The sequence below is a fragment of the Dietzia sp. WMMA184 genome, from assembly GCF_002441635.1.
Classification (GTDB): Bacteria; Actinomycetota; Actinomycetes; order Mycobacteriales; family Mycobacteriaceae; genus Dietzia; species Dietzia kunjamensis.
The window spans coordinates 3475018-3497581 of the sequence record NZ_NXEI01000001.1; the positions used below are offsets into that span (position 1 = coordinate 3475018).

The 22564-nt window shown below is 68.7% G+C and carries 25 protein-coding genes and 1 tRNA gene; 24 read left to right on the top strand and 2 right to left on the bottom strand.

What is annotated here, in order from left to right; genetic code table 11:
* The first annotated feature begins 91 nt into the window (after positions 1-91).
* From hadA to CK206_RS16105, 9 genes are all read left to right on the top strand, one after another.
* Entirely contained in the window at positions 92-493 is a 402-nt protein-coding gene (hadA, locus tag CK206_RS16065) for a (3R)-hydroxyacyl-ACP dehydratase subunit HadA (RefSeq protein WP_096907011.1), read from the top strand.
* Entirely contained in the window at positions 490-939 is a 450-nt protein-coding gene (locus tag CK206_RS16070; RefSeq protein ID WP_096907012.1) for a MaoC/PaaZ C-terminal domain-containing protein, read from the top strand. Before hadA ends, CK206_RS16070 begins: the two co-directional genes overlap by 4 nt.
* A 164-nt stretch (positions 940-1103) precedes the next feature.
* Positions 1104-1176: transfer RNA gene (locus CK206_RS16075), tRNA-Trp, on the top strand.
* A gap of 36 nt (positions 1177-1212) precedes the next feature.
* Entirely contained in the window at positions 1213-1554 is a 342-nt protein-coding gene (gene secE / locus CK206_RS16080; RefSeq protein WP_096907013.1) for a preprotein translocase subunit SecE, read from the top strand.
* A gap of 63 nt (positions 1555-1617) precedes the next feature.
* Complete coding sequence (gene nusG, locus CK206_RS16085) at positions 1618-2601, top strand: transcription termination/antitermination protein NusG (RefSeq protein ID WP_096907014.1); 984 nt, start codon at positions 1618-1620, stop codon at positions 2599-2601.
* Between the two features lie 249 nt (positions 2602-2850).
* On the top strand, positions 2851-3285 hold the full coding sequence (rplK, locus tag CK206_RS16090; RefSeq protein ID WP_096907015.1) for a 50S ribosomal protein L11: 435 nt from the start codon (positions 2851-2853) through the stop codon (positions 3283-3285).
* A gap of 91 nt (positions 3286-3376) precedes the next feature.
* Complete coding sequence (rplA, locus tag CK206_RS16095) at positions 3377-4105, top strand: 50S ribosomal protein L1 (protein WP_096907016.1); 729 nt, start codon at positions 3377-3379, stop codon at positions 4103-4105.
* Between the two features lie 464 nt (positions 4106-4569).
* Complete coding sequence (locus CK206_RS16100) at positions 4570-5349, top strand: MCE family protein (protein ID WP_096907017.1); 780 nt, start codon at positions 4570-4572, stop codon at positions 5347-5349.
* The gene (locus CK206_RS16105; RefSeq protein ID WP_096907018.1) at positions 5346-6416 is read left to right on the top strand and encodes an MCE family protein; all 1071 of its coding nucleotides are present in this window, start codon (positions 5346-5348) and stop codon (positions 6414-6416) included. The genes CK206_RS16100 and CK206_RS16105 overlap by 4 nt, the downstream gene beginning before the upstream one ends.
* Before the next feature lie 457 nt (positions 6417-6873).
* Here CK206_RS16105 and CK206_RS20820 read toward each other — a convergent pair whose 3' ends face one another.
* Positions 6874-7164 carry a hypothetical protein gene (locus tag CK206_RS20820; RefSeq protein WP_159981194.1) on the bottom strand — a complete coding sequence of 97 codons (291 nt, stop codon included), beginning with the start codon at positions 7162-7164 and terminating at the stop codon, positions 6874-6876.
* 323 nt (positions 7165-7487) lie between these two features.
* On the opposite strand from CK206_RS20820, the gene CK206_RS16115 reads away from it, so the two are divergent.
* Entirely contained in the window at positions 7488-7847 is a 360-nt protein-coding gene (locus CK206_RS16115) for a hypothetical protein (protein WP_143337765.1), read from the top strand.
* Positions 7848-7886: 39 nt separating this feature from the next.
* Complete coding sequence (locus CK206_RS16120) at positions 7887-8477, top strand: TetR/AcrR family transcriptional regulator (protein ID WP_096907021.1); 591 nt, start codon at positions 7887-7889, stop codon at positions 8475-8477.
* A gap of 28 nt (positions 8478-8505) precedes the next feature.
* On the opposite strand, the gene CK206_RS16125 is transcribed toward CK206_RS16120, so the two are convergent.
* Positions 8506-9492 carry a diacylglycerol kinase family protein gene (locus tag CK206_RS16125; RefSeq protein WP_096907022.1) on the bottom strand — a complete coding sequence of 329 codons (987 nt, stop codon included), beginning with the start codon at positions 9490-9492 and terminating at the stop codon, positions 8506-8508.
* 345 nt (positions 9493-9837) lie between these two features.
* On the opposite strand from CK206_RS16125, the gene rplJ reads away from it, so the two are divergent.
* From rplJ to CK206_RS16190, 13 genes are all read left to right on the top strand, one after another.
* Complete coding sequence (rplJ, locus tag CK206_RS16130; protein WP_007631803.1) at positions 9838-10350, top strand: 50S ribosomal protein L10; 513 nt, start codon at positions 9838-9840, stop codon at positions 10348-10350.
* A 59-nt stretch (positions 10351-10409) separates the two neighbouring features.
* Entirely contained in the window at positions 10410-10796 is a 387-nt protein-coding gene (rplL, locus tag CK206_RS16135) for a 50S ribosomal protein L7/L12 (RefSeq protein ID WP_007631805.1), read from the top strand.
* Between the two features lie 216 nt (positions 10797-11012).
* The gene (locus CK206_RS16140) at positions 11013-12113 is read left to right on the top strand and encodes an ABC transporter ATP-binding protein (RefSeq protein ID WP_096907023.1); all 1101 of its coding nucleotides are present in this window, start codon (positions 11013-11015) and stop codon (positions 12111-12113) included.
* Between the two features lie 68 nt (positions 12114-12181).
* Positions 12182-12970 (top strand): ABC transporter permease, encoded by a 789-nt coding sequence (locus tag CK206_RS16145; protein WP_173674808.1) that lies wholly within the window; start codon positions 12182-12184, stop codon positions 12968-12970.
* Complete coding sequence (locus CK206_RS16150; RefSeq protein ID WP_096907025.1) at positions 12970-13827, top strand: ABC transporter permease; 858 nt, start codon at positions 12970-12972, stop codon at positions 13825-13827. The genes CK206_RS16145 and CK206_RS16150 overlap by 1 nt, the downstream gene beginning before the upstream one ends.
* Positions 13824-15260, top strand: a complete 1437-nt coding sequence (locus tag CK206_RS16155) for an MCE family protein (RefSeq protein ID WP_096907026.1) — start codon at positions 13824-13826, stop codon at positions 15258-15260. Before CK206_RS16150 ends, CK206_RS16155 begins: the two co-directional genes overlap by 4 nt.
* On the top strand, positions 15257-16348 hold the full coding sequence (locus CK206_RS16160; protein WP_096907027.1) for an MCE family protein: 1092 nt from the start codon (positions 15257-15259) through the stop codon (positions 16346-16348). Before CK206_RS16155 ends, CK206_RS16160 begins: the two co-directional genes overlap by 4 nt.
* The gene (locus CK206_RS16165; protein WP_096907028.1) at positions 16345-17367 is read left to right on the top strand and encodes an MCE family protein; all 1023 of its coding nucleotides are present in this window, start codon (positions 16345-16347) and stop codon (positions 17365-17367) included. The genes CK206_RS16160 and CK206_RS16165 overlap by 4 nt, the downstream gene beginning before the upstream one ends.
* Complete coding sequence (locus tag CK206_RS16170) at positions 17367-18596, top strand: MCE family protein (protein ID WP_096907029.1); 1230 nt, start codon at positions 17367-17369, stop codon at positions 18594-18596. Before CK206_RS16165 ends, CK206_RS16170 begins: the two co-directional genes overlap by 1 nt.
* A complete protein-coding gene (locus CK206_RS16175) occupies positions 18593-19849 on the top strand; it encodes an MCE family protein (protein ID WP_063971834.1) in 1257 nt (418 codons plus the stop codon). Before CK206_RS16170 ends, CK206_RS16175 begins: the two co-directional genes overlap by 4 nt.
* On the top strand, positions 19846-21090 hold the full coding sequence (locus tag CK206_RS16180; RefSeq protein ID WP_096907030.1) for an MCE family protein: 1245 nt from the start codon (positions 19846-19848) through the stop codon (positions 21088-21090). Before CK206_RS16175 ends, CK206_RS16180 begins: the two co-directional genes overlap by 4 nt.
* A gap of 53 nt (positions 21091-21143) precedes the next feature.
* Positions 21144-21806, top strand: coding sequence for a hypothetical protein (locus CK206_RS16185; protein ID WP_241261659.1), 663 nt, complete (start codon positions 21144-21146; stop codon positions 21804-21806).
* A gap of 19 nt (positions 21807-21825) precedes the next feature.
* Positions 21826-22515, top strand: coding sequence for a hypothetical protein (locus CK206_RS16190; protein ID WP_096907032.1), 690 nt, complete (start codon positions 21826-21828; stop codon positions 22513-22515).
* Positions 22516-22564: the final 49 nt, after the last annotated feature.

Below are 22564 nucleotides of genomic sequence, written 5' to 3' on the forward strand. Positions count from 1 at the left end.
GCACTCCCTGCTCGACTGCCCCCACCGTAGGAGGCGCGGACGGGTCGTATCAGCGGTTCGGCGGACTCGCCCTCGGGTAGCGTCGGCGCCTGTGAGCACAGACAACGCTGATGACCTCGTCGTCGTCGTCGTCGGGGATCCGGTCACGGTCACCGACGCGGTGGTGGCGCGCTTCGCCGAGGCGGTGGGCGCGCCGACCGGCCAGGTCCCCGCCACCCTCGCGGCCGCGCTGACCGCCCCGGTCCAACGCGCGGTGATGGAGCACCCCGCCCTGCGCATCGACCTGGCGCGGACCCTCCACACCGCGCAGTCCAGCGAGCACCACCGACCGATCCGCGTCGGCGACGTCCTCACCGCCACCGCCACGGTCACCGGGGTGCGGTCGGCGCGCGGCGGGCGGATGATCGGGTTCGACACCGTGCTGCGCGACGCCGCCGGCGAGCCCGTCCAGACTCTGACCAGTGCGTTGCTCACCGCGGAGGTGGAGGCATGACCGACCGGGGCGACGACGTGCGGGGGACGACGACGAGGACCGCGGTCGCCGGGGAGGTCCTGCCGTCGCGGACCCTGCCGATCTCGCGGCACGACCTGCGCCGCTACGCCGAGGCGTCGGGGGACCACAACCCCATCCACCTGGACGATGACGCGGCGCAGGCGCTCGGGCTGCCCGGGGTGGTGGCGCACGGGATGCTCACCTCCGCGCTGGCGATCGGGGTCGTGGCCGACTGGGCGGGCGGGGCCGATCATGTGGTGGCGACCTCGTTCCGGTTCGCCGGTCCCGTGGTCGTCCCGGCCGACGCGCCCGCCCGGCTCGAGGTGGCAGGGACGGTGAAGAAGGTGGCCGACGACGGGTCGACCGCCGACGTCGCCCTCGCGGTGACCTGCGACGGGGCGAAGGTGTTCGGCAAGGCGATCGTCACGGTCTCGCTCGCGGGGTGACGCCGCGCGATTTCGGGCCACCGGCCGCCTGTCGTACACTGGGACGCCCGACCGAACGCGGTCGCGGACCGCGCTGCCGCCAGGCAGTCGCCGACACTGTAGAGTCGAGGCGTTCGTGCGGCCCGCAGGCGCGGGAGGGCACGGGTGGCCGGGAGACCGGCCGAAGGGGCGTAGCTCAATTGGCAGAGCAGCGGTCTCCAAAACCGCAGGTTGCAGGTTCAAGTCCTGTCGCCCCTGCACTTACCGCACACCAGACGACCCGGAGGTAGCCGCGTGAGCCAGGATCGCGACGACGACGTCGACGTCAACGGCGTCCGCGATTCCGACGCCGCTGCCGCCGTCCCCACCGGCAAGGCGGGGCGCGGCGACACCGCCGTGGCCGGACGGGTCCGTACGGACGCGGACAAGCCGGAGGACACGCGGAGCGCCCGCACGAATCCGTTCCAGTACATCGGGCAGGTCGTCGAGGAGCTGCGCAAGGTCATCTGGCCCACGCGCAACCAGATGGTCACCTACACCATCGTGGTGTTCCTGTTCCTCATCTTCATGACCGCGCTGGTCTCGGGCGTCGACTTCGGCGCGGGCAAGCTCGTCGAGCTCGTCTTCGACCGCTAGAGACCTGCCGCTGGGGTCCGGGGCGAGATCCGGACCGCCGAACTTCGAGAGGACCGCATTTCCGTGAGCGACATCGATCAGAGCCCCGAGGCCGAGGGCGCCGAGCAGGCCGCGAGCGAGGCGGACGCGGTGCTCGGTGACACGGCTGCGGATCCCGCCGACACCATCGACGCCGACACCATCGACGCCGACGCCGAGGCTGACGCCGCCGACACCGTCGCGGCTGGCGCCGAGCTGGACCAGGACGCCGCCACCGACGCGGTCGAGACCGAGCTCGACGAGGATGTCGAGGGTGAGACCGTCCCCGAGGGCGACGAGACCGTTGCGGAGGACGAGCTCGCCGAGTCGGCGCTCGAGACTTCCGGCGAGGCGCCCGAGGGGGCTCCGGCCGAGGAGGCCGCGGCCGACGAGGCGGCCGCGCCCGCGATCGACCCGATCATCGCCTTCAAGCGTCAGCTGCGCAAGCTTCCCGGCGACTGGTTCGTCATCCACTCCTACGCCGGGTACGAGAACAAGGTGAAGGCCAACCTCGAGACCCGCGCCGTGACCCTCGGCGCCGAGGACAAGATCTTCCAGGTCGAGGTCCCGGTCGAGGAGTTCACCGAGGTCAAGAACGGCCAGAAGAAGGTCGCCAACCGCAAGGTCCTACCCGGCTACGTGCTGGTGCGGATGGAACTCGACGACGAGTCGTGGGGCGTCGTGCGCAACACCCCGGGCGTGACCGGGTTCGTCAGCGCGACCGGTGGCGCCGCCGGCAAGCCCACCCCGCTCTCGCTGAGCGACGTGGCCAAGTTCCTGGCCCCCAAGCCGGAGAAGAAGTCCGCCGCCGCGGGCACCGCCGACGACCAGGGCTTCGCCCCGCAGGCCGTCGAGGTGGAGTTCGAGGTCGGCGAGTCGGTCACCGTCATGGACGGCCCGTTCGCCACGCTGCCCGCGTCCATCTCCGAGGTGGATCCGGCCGCGCAGAAGCTCAAGGTCCTCGTGTCGATCTTCGGTCGCGAGACCCCGGTCGAGCTCGGCTTCACGCAGGTCGAGAAGATCGACTGACCCGGCCAGCTCCCACGACGACCCGTCCCGCGCCCGGCGTGGGGCGGGTCGCTCGTCTCTCAGCACGGCCGGTGTCGGCGATTAGGGTTCCGACCGGCCGCGCGCGTAGACTCTCCAAGGTTGCGCCTGTGTTCCCGCCTGCCCTTCCGGGGTCGTGCAGGGGACGCGGGTGCACACGACAGTCGGCCTCCCGCGTGTACAGCGCGGAGCCGAGATCCAGTCGAAGAATCAGGAAGACTGAGGAAGACGATGCCTCCGAAGAAGAAGAAGGTCTCAGGGCTCATCAAGCTCCAGATCCAGGCCGGCGCAGCCAACCCGGCCCCGCCGGTCGGTCCGGCTCTGGGTGCCCATGGTGTCAACATCATGGAGTTCTGCAAGGCCTACAACGCCGCTACCGAGAACCAGCGCGGAAACGTCGTGCCGGTCGAGATCACGGTCTACGAGGACCGGTCGTTCGACTTCAAGCTGAAGACGCCGCCGGCCGCCAAGCTCCTGCTCAAGGCCGCCGGCCTGCAGAAGGGCTCCGGCACCCCGCACTCCGCCAAGGTCGGCAAGGTCTCCATGGACCAGGTCCGCGAGATCGCGCAGACCAAGTTGGAGGACCTCAACGCCAGCGACATCGACCAGGCCGCGAAGATCATCGCCGGCACCGCCCGTTCCATGGGCATCACGGTCGAGGCCTGACCTCCACCCCCCGAACATCTGTGGGAGGGCAGCTCAGGCCCGCACCACACCCGACCGTCGCGCGTGAAGACGCGGCAGGAATGGAACTGACATGAGCAAGAACAGCAAGGCCTTCAAGGCCGCAGCTGAGAAGGTCGACCGCACCAAGCTGTACTCGCCTCTGGACGCCCTGGCCCTGGCCAAGGAGACCGGCTCGACGAAGATGGATGCCACCGTCGAGGTCGCCATGCGACTTGGCGTCGACTCCCGCAAGGCGGACCAGATGGTCCGTGGCACCGTGAACCTTCCGCACGGTACCGGTAAGACCGCCCGCGTCATCGTCTTCGCCGCGGGCGAGAAGGCCACCGAGGCCGAGGCCGCCGGCGCCGACGTCGTTGGCTCCGAGGACCTCATCGAGCGCATCCAGGGCGGCTGGCTCGACTTCGACGCCGCGATCGCCACCCCGGACCAGATGGCCAAGGTCGGCCGTGTGGCCCGCGTGCTCGGCCCGCGTGGCCTCATGCCCAACCCCAAGACGGGCACCGTCACGATGGACGTGACCAAGGCCGTGGGCGACATCAAGGGCGGCAAGATCACCTTCCGCACCGACAAGGCCAACAACCTGCACTTCATCGTGGGCAAGGCCTCCTTCTCCACGGAGCAGCTCACGGAGAACTACCAGGCCGCGGTCGACGAGGTCATGCGCCTCAAGCCGTCCTCCTCCAAGGGCCGCTACATGCAGAAGGTCACCATCTCCACGACGACCGGCCCCGGCATCCCGGTCGATCCGTCGGCGATCTCCAAGCTCCTCGAGGCGGGTTCCGACTCCGAAGCGAGCTGATCTGCTCGGCTGAGACGCCACAAGCTCGGCTGAAGGCCCCGCGACCGGTTATCCGGACGCGGGGCCTTCCCGCATTTCCCGGCATGCCGTGAGCGGCCAGTCGCCGGCCGACCGGTCCGCAGCCGCTCCTCCCGATGGCGTCTCGCGTGCCGGCATGCCCGCCCCCACGCAGCCGCTCCTCGCGATGGCGTCTCGCCGTCGCTTCGGGGCGTGCGAGACGCCATGTTCGGGCGCGGCTGTGGGGGAGATGGGGCTGCGGCGAGGGCGAGACGCCATCGCAACGAGCGGCCGCGGGCACGGATTCCCTCGCGTTCGCACGCGCGGTACGGCAGCCCGGAGCACACTGTGACCTAGCTCACCCGCATGACAATACCCTCGGGTATGGTTCGGTCACGCGGTCGCCGTCGGCACGCCCGCCCCGCTACCGGAGGGGGCCACGATCGGGGTCGACCGGACCACCCGCGGTGGCCGCCGCGGACGAGGTGCTCGACGATCGCGGTGACGACGTCCGCGACACGGTCCGTCAGCTCAGCGCGGCGCTGCAGACCGTCTCCGACGGCCGCGACGACCTCTTCGCCACCGTCCGCAACCTCGAGGCCTTCACCGCCGCGATGGAGGGTTCCGGCGAGCAGATCACCACCTTCAACGAGGTGATGGCGGCGGTGACCGTCTCGGTGTCCCGCGGCCGGGGGGAGATCGGCCCGGCGCTCACCGAGCTCGACCTGGCAGTCGACGAGGTCCGCGACTTCGTCCGCGACAACCGGCAGGTGGGCATCGAGGCCGCCCGGACGACCACCGACCTGCTGACGGTGCTGGCCGAGCAGCGCGACGACATCGCCCAGATCCTGCACGCCGCACCCACCGCGCTGTCGAACCTGCAGGGGATCTACCAGCCGTCGCAGAACGCGGTGATCTCGTCCCTCGCGCTGACCGACTTCGCGAACCCGATGCAGTTCATCTGCTCCGCTCTGGCCGCTGCAGAGGAGACCGACGTGCACACCGCCTCCGAGGAGTGCGTGCGACTGCTCGGCCCCACGCTCACCGCGCTGGCGGTGGACTACCCGCCCGTGGCGATCAATCCCAGCCGCGGCGTCGGGGCGCTGCCGCACCAGCTCGACTACACCCACGACCACCTGCGGCCGGCTCCCGCCCTCGCGACCCCCGCCGACGCGTCCCCGACCCCCGCCGGGCCGGCGGACGGTCGCGTCGGCGTGACCGACCTGCTCACCGAGGGCGTCCGGTGACCGGGCGGCGCGCCGTGGGCACGGCGCTGCTGGTCGTGTCGACGACGACGATGAGCGGTTGCGACTGGAAGGGGCCCAACAGTCTCCCGCTGCCCGGGACGGCCGGGGGCGGGCCGGACGGCTACTCGGTGACGGTGCAGCTCGCCGACGTCACCACCCTGGACCGCAATGCCCGTGTCCGGGTCGGCGACGTGACGGTGGGCCGCATCGCCGACATCCGCCTCGGCCCGGGGTTCGCCGAGGTGACGGTCGACCCCGACGGGGAGGTCCGCCTGCCGCGCAACGCCACGGCCCGGGTGGGGCAGAGCAGTCTCCTCGGTGCGTCCCACCTCGAGCTGTCGGCACCTCCGGGCGAACCCGCCGTGGGCACGCTGTCCGACGGCGACCTCGTCCCGGTGGAACGCAGCGGCGGGTACCCCACCACCGAGCAGACGCTGGCCACGCTCGCGGCGGCCCTCGGCGGCAGCGGCCTGGCCGAGGCGGCGGAGGTCTTCGGGGAACTCGACGTCGCGATGACCGGCCGCACCGACGAGGTCCGGGCGGTGGCGGGACGCCTCAGCGAGCTGCTCACCGGGCTCGAGGCGCAGAAGGAGGACATCGTGGTGGCGTTGGAGTCACTGGAGAGGCTCTCGACCGAACTCGCGATCCGCAGCGACGAGGTGGAGGGCGGGGTCGCCGACCTCGGGCCCGCACTCCAGGTCCTCGCGCAGCGGCGGCAGCGGCTCGTCGAGGCCACCCGCGCGGTGGACACCGTCACCGCGACCGCGGGCCGTGTCGTCGAGGCCTCCGGCGGTGACCTCCGTGCCGGTCTGGAGTCCCTCGACCCCGTCCTGCAGGGACTGGCGGATTCGGGGGACTCGCTCACCGAGTCCCCCCGCTACCTGGCCACCTTCTCGTTCCCGCTGGACACCTACCGCAACGCGGTGCGCGGGGACTACGCCAACGGCACGGTCATCCTCGACCTTCGGCTGCCGGTCCTGGACACCGCGCTGCTCATCGGCACACCGTTCGAGGGGGCGCTGGCGTTGCTCGACACCATCCTGGGCGTACCCGCCCCACCCCGTTGACCAGTCCGACGTCGCCCACCGCCCCGCCTTCCCAATGGCCTTCCGGGACGATCGGGGTGGAGCGCATGGACGCCGCGCCGTCGGGGCGGACGACTCTTCTCCTGCAGGACTAGCGGGATCTCGAACTCGCCGGCGGGCAGTCCCAACGGATTGTCGGGACGTCCGGTGTCGAACCGGTCGCGTAGGAGGTAGCCGCCCGCGAGACCGCCGTAGACGTTGAGGCGGGTGATGGCCATGGCGTGGTCGTGGTACCAGAGCCCGGCCGCCTCCTGCCGGTTGTCGAAGTGGTGGAGGTGGCCCTGCCCGGGGGAAGGACGACTGCTCCGGGTGGCCATCGCTGGCGGGCTCGGTGACCCCGCCGTGCAGGTGTAGCGACGTGGGTACCCGGGTACGCACCGACTCCGACAGTCCGTGCAGGCTCGTGTCGATGTCCGCGGCGTGTGGGTGGACTGAGATCTCATTGCGGTAGGTCAGCGTCGTCCGCACTCCGGCGTGCGATCACCGGACCCAGGTAACTGGCCGCGCCGTAACCCAAGGTCATCGTCGCGGGGAGGTCGCGGTGGAACCGGTGGGTGCCCGTCCGCGCGGACAGTTCCAGGGACTCTCCGGGCAGGACGTCCGGACGCGGGAGTTCGTCCACGTAGGGCTCGAGGACGGGGGAGTGGAACAACAGCGGGCTCGGACCAAGCGATCCCGGGCCGACCTGTGCGCGGGTGGCGGACGCGCCGACGAGTCCCATGCCCGCCACACCGGCCACCGTGCCGAGGAGCCTTCGCCTCGTCACCACGGGCCCGCGAGCGCCGCCACCGAACCCGACCAAGAGACCTCCCGCTGCTATGACGCGAGTCTCAGTACCCTACGGTATGGTTTGGGGGTGGGGATCACCGAGTGACCGGGGGAGAGATGGCCCGACGGGACATGAGCCGACTCCCGAGGGTGAGAGCCGTGGGCGTGGCACTGCTTCACGTGGGGTCACCGGGGTTGGATATCCGCGAGTGCCGAAGCGGATGCAGGCGCGGCCGTGCCCGTTCCCGGGATCGCCACCGCGCCGTCGCAGGTGCCTTGGCGGTGGTGGCCAAGGGGGTCGGCGACGTCGAGAACCCCAGCCGCGGGCTGAGGACCCACGACACGATCCTCGCGTGGGAACGCGCCTGGATGGACCCGATCTGCGAGGGGTTTCGGGAGGCCGTACGTGGCTCGGACCTGCTCGTCCGGCTCCACGCGGACGGCCTCCGGGCGCGCGGGGTGGTCTACACCGACATCGTCTCGACGGTCGACCTGCTCGTGCACCCACCGCTGGAACAGTCCCCGCCCGGCACAGAGGTGCGGGTCGTCCAGCCGTTCGCGGGCAGCCGGCCCGTGTGGCACGGCGAACCCGGGCGCGACCCGGACTCGCGCGCTCTGGTCATGGAGGCCCTCGGTCCGACGTAGGGTGACGACGATAACGACACGACACGGTGCCGCGGGCCGATGACCCGGGGGTCGACATGGTCCGCCCGGCCGAGCGGTCCGCGCACGGGGCGCCTCTCGGCGGGGGACTGGGCCCGCGCCGGGCTGGACCTGCTCATGACCGAGGGCAGGTCCGCGGTCAAGATCAGCAGACTCTGCGCCGACTTCGGCGTCACGAAGGGCAGCTTCTACTGGCATTTCGCCGACTTCGACGCGCTCATGGCCGCCATCGCCAGGCTCTACTTCTCGCAGGAGATGGACGCCGCCCGTGGTCTGGTCACCATGGAGGAGATGCCACCCGACGCACGGCTGGAGACCATGAGCGCGATGCTCGTGGAATCCCGCGCCTGGGAGGGGGAGGCCGCGATCCGCGAATGGGCCAGGGCGGACGAGACCGTCGCCGAGGCGGTTGCCGAACTGGACCAACGCATCCTGCGGGTGGTCCACGACGCGTTCGTCGAACTCGGGTTCTCCGAACGGGGGGCGAGGATCCGCGCCGGCGTCTTGGTGTACGCCGGCATCGGGTTCGTCTACGGGCGCTCAGCGCTGCCCGTGCCCACCGTGGAGGAGATCCACGACGTGCTGGCGCTGCTGGTGAAGCCCGAGACCTGACCTCCGGGGCCAGGTCGGGGAGCGCGGGTCAGACCGCCACCCGGACCGTGAGCCCCCTCCGCTTGATCCGCGCCGAGAACTCGGTCACGGTGCCGCAGTCCTCGCCGTCGATCTGGAACGCGGCCGGTTTCTCCAACACGCGGGCGGTGATCCCCACGCCCTGGCGGAAATCCAGTGGCCGGGTCCGATGCTCTTCTTTCCCGCTCTCCGGGGTGGAGTTCCTCCGCAGTATCGGCTTGAGCCGGTGCTGGAACGTGTGATGGGCCAGCACCGCACCCGCCTGCGCCCACCCGAGAGGGCCCTTGGCGCGCAGAGCGAGAACGTCCAGGAGTCCGTCGTCGATGACGGCGTCGGGCAACAGCACCATCCCCGCCTGCAGCATCCCGCAGTTGGCCACCAGGAGGGTGCGCGCGCGGGTCTGGATCGGCGATCCGTCGTCGAGGGCGTACTCGACCCGGATCCGGTGGCCGCGCAACAGCGTGTTGGCGAACGCGCCGACGTACGCGAGCCAGCCCACCCGTGCCTTCAGTTTGTCGTCGGTGCCCGCGATCATGTCGGCGTCCATCCCGGCGCCGAGCATCACGAGGAACACGTCATCGTGGGACACGCCGTCGCCGTCGGTGTAGTGGACCTCGCCGAGGTCGATCGCGCGGCTCCGACCGCTCATGGCGACACGCAACGCACGGTCGACATCGTCCAACGGGACGTCGAGGTTGCGGGCGAGCAGGTTCCCGGTTCCCAGGGGGACGACTCCCATCGGCACCGAGGTGCCGAGCAGGCCCTGCGCCACCGACCGTACGGTGCCGTCGCCGCCGCACGCGATCACCAGTCCGACACCGTCGGCGGCCGCCCGTGCCGCCTGACCGGTGCCCGGGTCCTCCTCGGTGGTCTCGTAGAAGACGGGATCCGTCCACCCGTGCCTGGACGCCCGCTCCTCGGCGAGGCGGCGGACCTCGTCGATTCCGACCTTGGTGGGGTTGTAGACGACGGCGAGGCGAGACGGGGCTGGGGACACCGCACCAATGTGTCAGAAAGCCGACCGGCCCGCCATTCGTCGCCCCCGGGCCGATTTGGTATGCGACGGCGGCCGCCTATATCCTTGGTTCCGAAGTTTGAACGCCTGGGAGCTCTGCTCTCGGGCATCTGATCAAGTTTCACCGAAGACCGCAGGTCGCCGCTCCCGCCGGGGGTGGTCGAAGGGTCCGGGAGCGCCCGGACGGCCCGCGCAGGAGAACACCGGTCAGCGTCGGATGTGCCGTGGGTCCCCAGGGGCCCGTGCCAGTTCCTCCACGCCCCGTGCCACCTGCGCACGGGGCGTTCGTGTTTTCTCGGGCGAGATGATGCAGAAAGGAGGCGAAACATGGCAAAGCCCGCAAAGGTCCAGGCCGTCGAGGAGATCAAGCAGCACTTCCAGAACTCCACGACCGCCGTGGTCACCGAGTACCGCGGACTCTCCGTCCCGCAGGTCACCGAACTGCGCAAGACGCTGGGTGACGCGGCCACGTACACCGTGGCCAAGAACACCCTGGTCAAGCGTGCGGCTGAGGAAGCCGGAGTCGAGGGTCTCGACGACCTCCTGTCCGGTCCCACCGCCATCGCGTTCGTCACCGGTGAGGTCGTGGACGCCGCCAAGGCGCTCAAGAACTTCGCCAAGGACAACAAGGCGCTCGTCATCAAGGGCGGTGTCATGGACGGCTCACCGCTGTCCGCCACCGAACTCGACAAGATCGCTGATCTCGAGTCCCGCGAGGTCCTGCTCGCGAAGATGGCCGGTGCCCTCAAGGGTAACCAGACCAAGGCCGCCGGCCTGTTCAACGCGCCCGCTTCGCAGCTGGCACGTCTGTTCGCGGCGCTCGAGGACAAGAAGAACTGATAACCCCACATGCTTCCGGGCCGTCTGACGGCACCGGGACCAACAGAAAGGACGCCACCATGGCGAAGCTCAGCAACGACGAGCTGCTCGAGGCCTTCAAGGAGATGACTCTTCTGGAGCTCTCCGAGTTCGTGAAGCTCTTCGAGGACACCTTCGAGGTCACCGCGGCCGCTCCGGTCGCCGTCGCCGCTGCCGGCGCCCCGGCTGCCGGTGGCGAGGCCGCCGCCGAGCAGGACGAGTTCGATGTCGTCCTCGAGTCGGCCGGCGACAAGAAGATCGGCGTCATCAAGGTCGTGCGCGAGCTCGTGTCGGGCCTGGGCCTCAAGGAGGCCAAGGATCTCGTCGAGTCCGCCCCCAAGGCGATCGTCGAGAAGGTCGACAAGGAGGCCGCCGAGGCCGCCAAGACCAAGCTCGAGGAGGCCGGCGCGACGGTCACCCTCAAGTGATCTGACGCACCACCGCTTCACCAGGGACGGCCCGGCGATATCGCCGGGCCGTCCCTGTCCCATTTGCGTTCCACTCGCGCCATTTCCCCACGCCCGCCTGCCCTCCGGCTGCGATAGCGGAACACTTTTGGTCGGGATGTAACAAAGCACGCCTCCGGAGCGGTAGTTTACAGTGACCGTGGCCACAGATCAGGGCCGCAGTGAGGAGTGGTTGACGTGGGTGTCGAGGTTTCCGTCGAGGGTCTGACCAAGTCCTTCGGTTCGCAGAAGATCTGGGAGGACGTCACGTTCACCCTTCCCGAGGGCGAGGTCAGTGCGCTGCTCGGTCCGTCGGGTACCGGCAAGTCGGTGTTCCTCAAGTCCCTTATCGGGCTGCTGCGCCCGGAGCGCGGCAAGATCATCATCGACGGCACCGACATCCTGCAGTGCACCGCCAAGGAGCTCTACGAGATCCGCAAGCTGTTCGGCGTCCTGTTCCAGGACGGCGCACTGTTCGGGTCCATGGACCTCTACGACAACGTCGCGTTCCCGCTGCGCGAGCACACGAAGAAGTCGGAGAGTGAGATCCGTGACATCGTCATGGAGAAGCTCGAGCTCACCGGTCTCACCGGGGCGGAGGGCAAACTGCCCGGCGAGATATCCGGCGGTATGCGTAAGCGCGCAGGCCTGGCCCGCGCCCTGGTGCTGGACCCGGAGATCATCCTCGTCGACGAGCCCGACTCGGGTCTCGACCCGGTCCGCACCACCTACCTGGCTCAGCTGCTCATCGACATCAACGCCCAGATCGACGCGACGATCCTCATCGTCACGCACAACATCAACCTCGCCCGCACCGTGCCGGACAACCTCGGAATGCTCTACCGCAAGAAGCTCGTGATGTTCGGACCCCGCGAGGTGCTGCTCACCAGCGAGGAACCGTCCGTCCGCCAGTTCCTGCGCGGCTCCAAGCTCGGTCCCATCGGTATGTCCGAGGAGAAGGACGACGCGCAGATGCGCGAGGAGATGAAGCATGCGGAGGCCGGGCACAACGACGGATCCCCGGGCGAGGACGAGCTCAAGGGAGTGCCGCCGCAGATGCAGCCGACTCCGGGCAGCCCGGAGCGCAAGGGTGAGGTCCGGCGTGAGGAGAGGGTGGCCGAGATGCTCGACACGCTGCCGGAGGGTGCGCAGCAGGCCATCCGCGAGGAATGGGCCTCTCGCGGTCACGGCAACGGTAAGGTCGCCGCGTCGGCGCCTGCAGGGGCCACCTCGTCGCAGTCGGACGCGGGCTCCAACTCGTCCGGAGTGGACGAGCACTACGGGTCCGACGAGAACTGACGCGTCGACCGAACCGGGGGGATTTGATGGCGGAGAGTACGACCCAGCATCCAGAAGGACGGGCCGGTATGTCACCGGCCGATGTCGGAGGAGGCTTCCGGGCCGCGGTGGGCGGGGCCGGCGAGGTATTCCGACTGTTCCTCGACGTGCTACGAGGGGTCTTCAGGCGACCGTTCCAGTTCCGTGAGTTCATAGAGCAGTCCTGGTTCATCGCCTCGGTGACGATCCTCCCGTCGGCACTGGTGGCGATCCCCTTCGGGGCGGTCGTGGCGATGCAGACGGGCTCGCTGGTCCAACAGCTCGGGGCTGAGGCCTATACGGGAGCGACCGGCGTCCTCGCCGTCGTGCAGCAGGGCGCGCCGCTGGTGACCTCGCTGCTTATCGCGGGCGCCGCCGGGTCGGCGGTGGCCGCTGATCTGGGCGCCCGCTCCATCCGCGAGGAACTCGACGCGATGCGCGTCCTGGGGATCGACCCCATCCAACGACTCGTCGTCCCCCGGGTGCTCGGCATGATGCTCGTCGCGGTGCTCCTGAACGGACTCGTCTCCATCGTCGGGATCTCCGGCGGATACGTGTTCAACATCATGCTGCAGGGCGGCACACCGGGCGCCTACCTGATGTCGTTCGGTGCCCTCGCCCAGCTGCCCGACTTCATCATGTCCTCGATCAAGGCCCTCATTTTTGGGCTCATCGCCGGGGTCGTCTCCTCATACTGCGGCATGAATCCCAAGGGCGGGCCGAAGGGGGTCGGCGACGCTGTAAACCTCGGCGTCGTCCTGACTTTCCTCCTGCTGTTCTTCGCCAACCTCATCCTCACGGCGATGTACCTGCAGATCGTTCCTCCGAAGGGGTCGTGATGGCGATCCATACAGATGTCGGACCCACGAGGGCCCGTCTGAGGGCCCTCGTCCGCGGCCCGATCAGCTCGTTCGATTCCTTGGGAGACCAGCTCGCGTTCCACCTGCGAGCGATTCGGTGGATCCCGCAGACGATCGTGCACTACCGGAAAGAGGTACTGCGGTTGATCGCCGAGGTGACATTCGGCGTCGGCACCCTGGCGGTGCTCGGCGGGACCATCGGCGTGATCGTCATGATGAGCGGGTTCACCGGCGTGGTCGTGGGGCTGCAGGGTTACGCGGCACTGGACCAGATCGGCAGCTCGGTCCTCACCGGCTTCCTGTCCGCCTACGTCAACACCCGTGAGGTCGCCCCCATCGTGGCGTCACTCGCCCTGTCCGCCACCGTCGGTTGCGGCTTCACGGCCCAACTCGGCGCGATGCGGATCTCCGAGGAGATCGACGCCCTGGAGGTCATGGCGATCCCGAGCGTGCCCTATCTGGTCACCACCCGGGTGATCGCCGGATTCATCGCGGTCATCCCGCTGTACGTCGTCGGCCTGCTGTCCTCGTACCTCGCCACGAGGGGCGTCAACACCATCGTGCAGGGCCAGTCCACCGGCTCGTTCGACCACTACTTCCACCTGTTCCTGCCACCGGAAGACGTGATCTACTCGTTCGTCAAGGTGATCATCTTCGCGTTCGTGCTGGTGATGATCCACTGCTTCTACGGCTTCACCGCCACCGGCGGTCCGGCCGGCGTCGGCGTGGCTGTGGGGCGGGCCGTCCGCACCACGATCGTCGTGGTGGCGATCCTCAACTTCTTCGTCGGACTCGCCCTCTGGGGCACGACCACGACTGTGCGGGTGGCGGGATGAACGAACTCTCGGCGCTCTCGAAGCGGCTGCTGGCCGCCCTGTTCATCGTCATCGTGCTGGCCTTCGTCGGCACGACCATCGCGATCTACAACCGCGCGTTCACCGCGTCGGACACCGTCACCCTGAACACCGACCAGCTGGCCTACGCGCTGCCGAACGACGCCGACGTCAAGGCGCGCGGTGTCCTCGTGGGCCGCGTCTCCGGTGTCGAACCCGACGGGGACCGCGTGCAGATCAACATGGAGTTCGACCCGGCGCTCATGGAACAACTGCCGGCCAACGTCAGTGGCCGCCTGCTCCCCAAGACGTTGTTCGGTGAGCGGTTCGTCGACCTGGGGTTCCCCGATCAGCCCGTGGGGACGCTCGAACCGGGAGCGACCATCGAGCAGGACACCCGCGGCAACGCGATCGAGTTGGGGCGCGTCCTGGACGGGCTACTCCCCGTTCTCGAGGCGGTCCCGCCGGAGAAACTGGCGGGCACGCTCGGCGCGATCAACCAGGCGTTGTCAGGCCGTGGGGACGAGATCGGCGCCAGCCTGGTCGAGATCGGACAGGTCTTCGACGGCATCAACCAGGAGTTGCCCGCTCTGGAATCCGGGCTGGAGGATCTGGCGACATTCTCCCAGACCTATTCCGAGGCGCTGCCTGATCTCATCAACGCTCTGGACGCTCTGCGCACCACCGGCGACACGGTGGTCCAGCGCCGCCCCGACATCGCCGACGGACTGCGGCGGATCAGCGAGTCGTCCGAGGTCCTTACCGGTTTCCTCGCCGCGAACCGCGACGACCTCATCTCCCTGGCGGTGGACTCGCGCACCTCCCTGGAGTACCTGGCTGAGTATTCGCCAGCACTGCCGTGCTCGGTGGGGAATTTCATGACTCTTCTGGACCGGTCCGACGCCATCCTGGGCGTGGGCACCGAGCACCCCGCCATCCGGGTGACGCTCGAGCTCGTCAATCCCAGAGGGCGTTACGTGCCCAACCAGGACGAGCCGCGGTTCTTCGACACCCGCGGTCCCCGCTGTTACGACCCGGCGCAGGAGCCGTTCATCTTCGGCGGGGCCCCCGGCGGGGCGATCGCCGACGGGAGCTACCAGATCCCCACCCGCAATCCGGGGCCCGCGTTCATCCCGACTCTGCCCAATCCGCTTCTCCGGGACGGGCCGGTTCCGGCACTCCGTAACCGTGGCTCGGTTCCCCCGGCTCCCGGGCGGGCGGTGCCCGAGCAGCCCAATATGCCGTTTCCGTCAACCGTGACCGCGGGTCAGGACACCGACGTGGTGGCTATGGCCTACGCCGGCTCGCCGCTGGAGACCGACACCGTCCGAACCGTCCTGGGGGTCGCGTCCTCGCGCGGCGCGCAGGAGATCCCTGCCTGGATCGGCCAGATCGGCGCCCCGGCGCTTCGCGGAACGGAGGTCGGTTTCCGATGAACGCCAAACTGAAGGCCCTATTCCGTGGCGGCCTGCTGGGGTCATTCGTCAAACTGGTGGTCTTCATCGTGGTCACAGTGCTGCTCAGTTCGGTCCTCGCCGTGACCATCAGGGGCGGCACCCGGGCGGAAGGTACGGAGTACTCTGCGATCTTCTCCGACGTGACCATGCTGGAGGAGGGCGACGACGTCCGGATAGCCGGCGTCGTGGTGGGCAACATCACCGGGATGGAGATCCACGAACGCGACCTGGCTAAGGTGGACTTCACCCTGGTCGGCGACCGCACGCTGCCGGCCAACGTGCACCTGGCACTGCGGTTCCGGAACATGATCGGCCAGCGGTACCTGAACATCTCCCGGGAGCCCGGACCCGTCCAATCGGCCCTGGAGGAAGGGAGCACGATCGGAATCGAGAAGACCTCGCCCGCGGTCGATCTCACGGCGCTGTTCAACGGTTTCCGCCCGCTCTTCACGACCCTGCAGCCGGAGGACGTCAACGCGCTCGCCGACTCGCTGGTGCGGGTACTGCAAGGGGAGGGCGGCACCGTGACGAGCCTGGTCCGCCAGACTGGTGAGCTGACCAACCACCTGGCCGATCGGGATCAGGTGATCGGCGAAGTCATCGACAACCTCACCCGGGTCCTCGAGACCATCAACGAGCGGGACGTGCAGTTCCAGCAGCTCGTGGTGACCACCAGGCAACTCGTCGAGGGACTCGCCGACGAGCGCGACGCTATCGGCAGTTCGCTCGACTCGATGGCGGATCTGACCTCGTCGGCGGAGAACATCGTCACCGCCACGCGGCCCGCCGTCACGGATTCGCTCGACCACCTCAAGGTGGTCAGCGACCAGATCACGACGAACCGCGACACGCTCAGCGAGGTTCTCATCAACCTGCCGCGCAAGACCGACAACCTCATCAGGATGGGTTCGTTCGGGTCCTGGCTCCAGTTCTATCTCTGTGGACTCGACGTGGTGCACGGCCCGGGCACCAACGTGCCCAACCTTCTTCCGAGCGGCGGTCCCGCGATCAACCAGCCGGTGTACACCAACGTCGCGCCCCGGTGCCACGCAGGGGGAATCCCATGAGCAAGCGCAGTGCGAACGAGCCGAGGTTCAGCAACGCCACCATCGGAGCGATCGGGGTCCTGGTGATCCTCGCCCTGACCGCCGTGTCGTTCAGACTCGACGCGCTACCGATCGTCGGGGCGGGACCCAAATACACAGCCTACTTTTCCGAGGCCGCCGGGCTAGCGGACGGTAGCGAGGTCCGCGTGGCCGGCGTCAAGGTTGGCGTCGTGACCGACGTGGCGCTCGACGGCGACAAGGTGGCCGTGGGCTTCCGGGCCAAGGACGCCTGGCTCGGCGACGACACCCGGGCGAGCATCCAACTCAAGACCGTGCTCGGCCAGAAGTACCTCGCGCTGAGCCCGGCGGGAACCGGGGAACTCGACACGTCGGAGCCGATCCCGCTTGAGCGGACGGTGGCCCCGTACGACGTGGTCACAGCTTTCTCCTCCGCAGCGGAGACGCTCGACGAGATCGATGACGCCAAATTGGCAGCGAGCCTGGACACCCTCACCGATACGATGCAGGCGTCGCCCGAGGAGTTCCGGGGCGCGGTCGACGGCATGGCGCGTCTGTCGCAGACCGTGTCCAGCCGGGACGCCGAATTGCGGAACCTACTCGAGGCCACGCGTACGAGCTCCCAGATCGTGGCGGACCGTAATGACGACTTCCGGCGCCTGATCATCGGCACCGGACAGTTGTTGGGCGAACTCAACGACCGCGCCGAGAGTCTCAAGCTGGTGTTGGCCTCCACGCGCGGACTGTCGATCGAACTCCGCCGGTTCGTCGCGGAGAACGAGGCCGAGTTCAAGCCGACCCTGGATAGTCTCGACTCCGCCCTGGCGGTGTTGACCGACCACGAGGAAGAGCTGAGGGCATCCATCCACAACCTCGGGCCCTTCTATCGGCTGTACTCCAACATTCTGGGCTCGGGCAGATGGTTCGACACCGTGGTCACCAACCTCGTCCCGCCGGGTATTCCTGAGCCGCCCTTCTATCCCGGCGCCCGCGCGCCGGCCAGACAGAGTGGGATCAACTGATGCACAAGAAGATGCCGTACTCGTTCGTCGGGCTGCTGCTCGTCGTCGTCGTGGCCGCCGTGACTGTGATTTTCCTCGCCGTCACGGGGTTCGGACGCACCAGCATCACCGCCACCTTCCCGACAGCCGTCGGAATATCGGAGGGCTCCGATGTCCGGATCCTGGGGGTCACGGTGGGTTCCGTCGACAAGGTGACCCCGATGGGGGAGACCGTCGAGGTCGAGTTCCACGTCCGCCGGGGCGTGGACGTCCCGGCGGACGCCAAGGCGGTCCAGGTGACGCCCTCGGTCGTCCCTGACCGTAACGTCCAACTACTGCCCGCCTACTCAGGCGGCCCCAAGATGGAATCGGGCGCGCACATCCCCCTCGAGCGGACCGCGACACCGGTCGAGGTGGACAAGCTCTACGCCTCGGTGGAGGAACTGACCGATGCTCTCGGCCCGGAGGGTGCCAACAAGGACGGCGCTCTCGACCGGTTCGTCACCGCGTCCGCGGACACGCTCGGAGGCAACGGTGCCGCACTCGGGCGGTCGATCGACGAGTTGTCGCAGGCCGCGACGACGCTGGCGGATTCGAGTCAGGACATCAGCGAGACCGTGGTCAATCTGCAGTCGTTCGTCACGATGCTCGCGCAGAACGATGCCCAGGTGAGGCAGTTCAACTCCCAGATGTCGACCTTCAACCAGACTGTCGCTGGTCAGCGCGAGGACCTCCAGGGCGCCCTCGCCGAACTGAGCTACGCCCTCGCGGACGTCGCGCGTGTCGTGCGGGACAACCAGGACGTGATCCGCAGCAATGCGGACCGTTTGGTGAGACTCAGTCAGATCACCGCGGACCAGAGGGGCGACATCGAGGAGATCCTCAAGACTGCTCCGTTGGCTCTGTCCAACCTCATCGGCGCCTACGACCCCGAGGCCGGGCTGTTGTCCTTACGTCTCGGCATCCCGGAGTTGCAGGACCCGGCCGGCGTCCTGTGCCAGCTCATGACACTTGGCCGCCTGAACCCCGGGGACCAGATGCTGGCCGAACTCGACAACCTCCGGCGCGCCGATATCGAGGCCTGCGAGGCTCTCGCGCCGCAGCGCAACGCCGATCTACAAGCGTCGAACCCGGATCTGCCGTTGGGCATCCTCGCTGGCGAGATGAATCAGTCTGTCCCGGTTCCCGGGACGGTCCAGGGCAATCGCGGGTGGCCGATGACGCCCGCCTCGGAAGGGGGACGGGGATGATCCGGCCGACCACGCCCATCCTCGGTCGCGCCGTCCGCGCGGTCGGTGCCAGCGCGCTCGTGGCCGCCGTCGCGGCGGGGTGCTCGTTGAATCTGGAGGACTACACTCTGCCGGGTGGCGCGGACCTGGGTGAGGACCCCATGCACGTGGCCGTCCGCTTCGACGATGTGTTGGACCTGGTCCTGCAGTCGTCGGTCAAGGTCAATGGTCTTGACGCCGGTCGCGTGTCCGGTATCTCGCTGGCGGAGGACGGGTGGACCGCAGAGGTGGACATCGTCCTCCGCGGCGACATGGAGCTCCCCGCCAACGTCGAGGCCTCGATCCAGCAGACCAATCTCCTTGGCGAGAAGTTCGTGCAGCTCAGCCCGCCGGAGGACGAGCCGCCCACCGGAGAGCTGTCCGGCGGTGACGTCATCGCCAGTTCGGACACCCGCACGGCTACCGACATCGAGCAGGTTCTCGGCGCGCTGTCGCTGTTGCTCAACGGCGGCGGCGTGGACCAACTGCAACCGATCGTGGCCGAACTGCGCAAGGCCACCGACGGCCGCGAGGAGGATCTCACCCGGACCCTGCGATCGGCGGAGGAGCTCATCGGGGGCCTGAACCGGCAGCGCGACAGCATCACCGAAGCCCTCGAGGGCGTGAACCTCATGACGTCGCGTGCCAACGATCAGCGCCAGCAGATCGAGGCGGCGCTCGACGAGCTGCCCGCCGGGGTGGCGGTGCTCGAGGAGCAGCGCTCGCAGTTCGTGGAGATGCTGCGCCGGGTCGACACACTGGGCCAGGTCGGCTCGGAAGTCCTGCTCACCAGCAGGGAGGACCTCATCGCCGACCTGCGGGCGCTGCGCCCTGTGCTGCAGTCCCTCGGCGAGTCGACTCCGGAGCTCATCGAACTGATCGGTTTCGTCCCCACCTTCCCGTTCCCGGACTCGTCTATCCCGGCGACCGTCGGCGGCGCGGCCAACATCTTTCTCTCCGTGGACGCGACGATCTCTGAGACGCTCCGGAATCTGGGGGCGAATCAGGGCGAACCGGTGGTTCGCCGTCCGAACACCACGAGCGGGCCCTACGTCGTGGACCCGCAGAACCCGTGGGTCGGCGACAACGGCCCGGACCGGCGGACGACCATCGTGCTGCCGCTCCTGCCGGTCCCGCCGGTCATGGACCGGGCGGTGGTGCCCAAGCCCGCACCAGGAGTCTCGGAGTTCTCCGAGAACTACCTGCCCGAACCAGGAGAGCCAGGAAACCGATGAGCAAGACACTCCGCACCCAGCTCATCGCCTTCTGTGTGATCGCCGCGGTCGGGATCACCTATGTAGGTGCCAACTACGTTCGCTTACCTTCGCTGTTCGGGATCGGCCAGTACCAGGTCTATCTGGACCTACCCGAGACCGGCGGGGTGTTCACCAACGCGGCCGTCAACTACCGCGGCACGGCGATCGGACGGGTGGGCGAGCTCTCGCTCACCGACGACGGTGTGCGAGTCGAGCTCGACCTCGACTCGAGCGCCCCCGACGTCCCGGCGGACACCGAGGCCGTGGTCGCCAACCGCTCCGCCATCGGAGAGCAGTACGTGGACTTGCGACCCAACAGCAGCTCGGCGCCGTATCTCGAGGACGGGGACGTGGTCTCCGCCGGACGTGAGGCGTTGCCGGTACCCGTCGAGAACCTGTTGGCCTCCGTCGACGACCTTTCCCGATCGGTCCCCTTGGACGATCTCGAGGTGACCGTCGATGAACTCGGCAAGGCGTTCCAGGGCCGGGGACCCCAACTGGAGCGACTCTCGGACTCCCTCATCCGCATTTCCGAGTCCGGTATCCGCACCATGCCGCAGTTGCAGACGCTGATCCGCGACGGGGCGACCGTCCTGGAGACGCAGGCCGACCAGTCCGGCGAGATCGTCAGTTTCTCCCGCGATCTCAGGACGGTCACCGAGGCGTTGCGTGACTCGGACTCCGACCTGGAACGGCTGATCACCACGGGACCGGAGTTCGCCGACGAGACCCGCTATCTGGTGGAGAACTCCGGCGCCCCGCTCTCTGGAGCCGTGCGGAACCTGTCGGCGACGATGAAGACGATAGATCCACTGGCGCCGTCGTTCAAGGTGCTCCTGCAGCTGTTGCCGGCACTGGCCGCCGGCGGGATGTCCGTCGCCCCGGGGGACGGGACAATCCACTTCGGTCTGTCCCTCGAGACGAACAACCCACCAGCGTGTACGCAGGGGTACGAAGGTACGTGGGAGATCATCGACCAGATGAAGGCGCAGGACCCGTCCTTCGACTGGCAGGAACAGAACTTCCCGCCCAACTACGACGCGCAGTGCACCGTGCCCTTCGGCAGCCCCACCGCGGTCCGCGGTGCCGACCGGGTGGAGTACGCGCACCCGGACGTGCCGCAGCCGTGGGACACCAAGCCCAAGATCGACCCCGACAAGGCCAACCTGTCCGTGGCGGCCACGCAGCTCGCGGTCCTGCAGGGGTTGATCCCCCGGTGACCGCGCGGCCGGGCGGCGACCCGGCGGACGGCGGGTCCGGTAGCGTCACCGCCATGAGTTCGCAGGGAACGGAGGGGGGCGCGCGCCGCCCCGCGGGGACGGGGACCGTGCCGAGATGGCTGGTGGTCCTCGCGGCGATCATCCTCGTGGCGGGGCTGGCGACGTTGGGGGTGTTCGGGGTGCGTTACGCCCAGGCGCGGTCGGCACAGGAGGTGGCGTCCGAGCGCGAGGCGGCCGCCGACGTCGCCGCCCAGGTGATCATCAACGCGTTCAGCTTCGACCACCGGAACGTCGACGATTCGCTGGAGCAGCTGGCAGAGGCCTCGACCGGCGAGTTCCTCACCGAGCAGGAGCAGTGGGCCGACGATGTGCGGACGCGCGTCGTGGAGCAGAAGGCGGTCACCACGGCCACGGTCTCGCACACCGCTGTCGAGACCCTGGACCTCGAGGCCGGCGACGCCGCCGTCCTGGTGGTGTTCACCGCCCACTCCGAGCGGGAGGGCCAGGATGACATCACCGGCCGTCAGGCGATGCGCGTGGACCTGACGCGAGAGGACGGCACCTGGAAGGCCGACGCGGTCAACCAGGTGGGCGTGACGGTCCCGGTGGGCGAGTCCAGCCGGTCCGTGGAGGAGCTCAACACGCCGGAGGAACAGGACGCCCCGGCCACCGAGGAGGAGTCGACCCCCGCGCCGACCACCTCCGCCGGACGATGACGAAGGACGACAGTCGCTGATGCCACCGATCAAGAGGACACAGAAGTCGGTCACTCCGGCGCCGCGTAGGCGACTGGCCGGACACGCCGGACAGACCCGACCCGAGGGCGGGAGCGCCGCGCGCCCCACGACGTGGGACGGACGAGACGACGACGACGAGGTGGGCGGCACCGGAACCCGGGCGGATCGCGGGGAGCGGCGTGCCGGCCGACGTCCCGGTGGGCGGACGATCGCGTACTCCGCCATCGCGGTGGGGCTGGTCGCCGCGGCCGTCGGGGCGTTCCTGGCGACAGAACCCGGCGTCGACGTGGACAACAGGGCGTTCGTTGACCGGAAGGCCACCGAGGAGGTCCTCTCGGCGGCGACGACCAACGTCCAGCGGCTCGTGGCCATCGATCACGAGACCCTCGACGAGTACCACGATTCCCTGGGGGAATTCCTCACCCCGAAGCTCGTGAACGAGCTGGACGAGAACTGGCCCGCGTTGCGTGACAGCTACGAGCAGTCCGCGACGAGCGTCGACGCGGAGGTCCGCGAGGCCGGTCTGGCCTACCTGCAGGGTGACAAGGCCGAGGTGTTGCTGGTCCAGGATGTGTCGATGACCAGGGACGGCACGGCTGCGGGAAGCACCAGCGGCACCTATCTCGTCGGTCTGGACAAGATCGACGGCGTGTGGAAACTGTCGAGGATCCCGGATCTGCCCTCCTGACGAGGGCGGGTCTGGACCCGATCCGGCAACCGACCGGGTCGGATCCTTG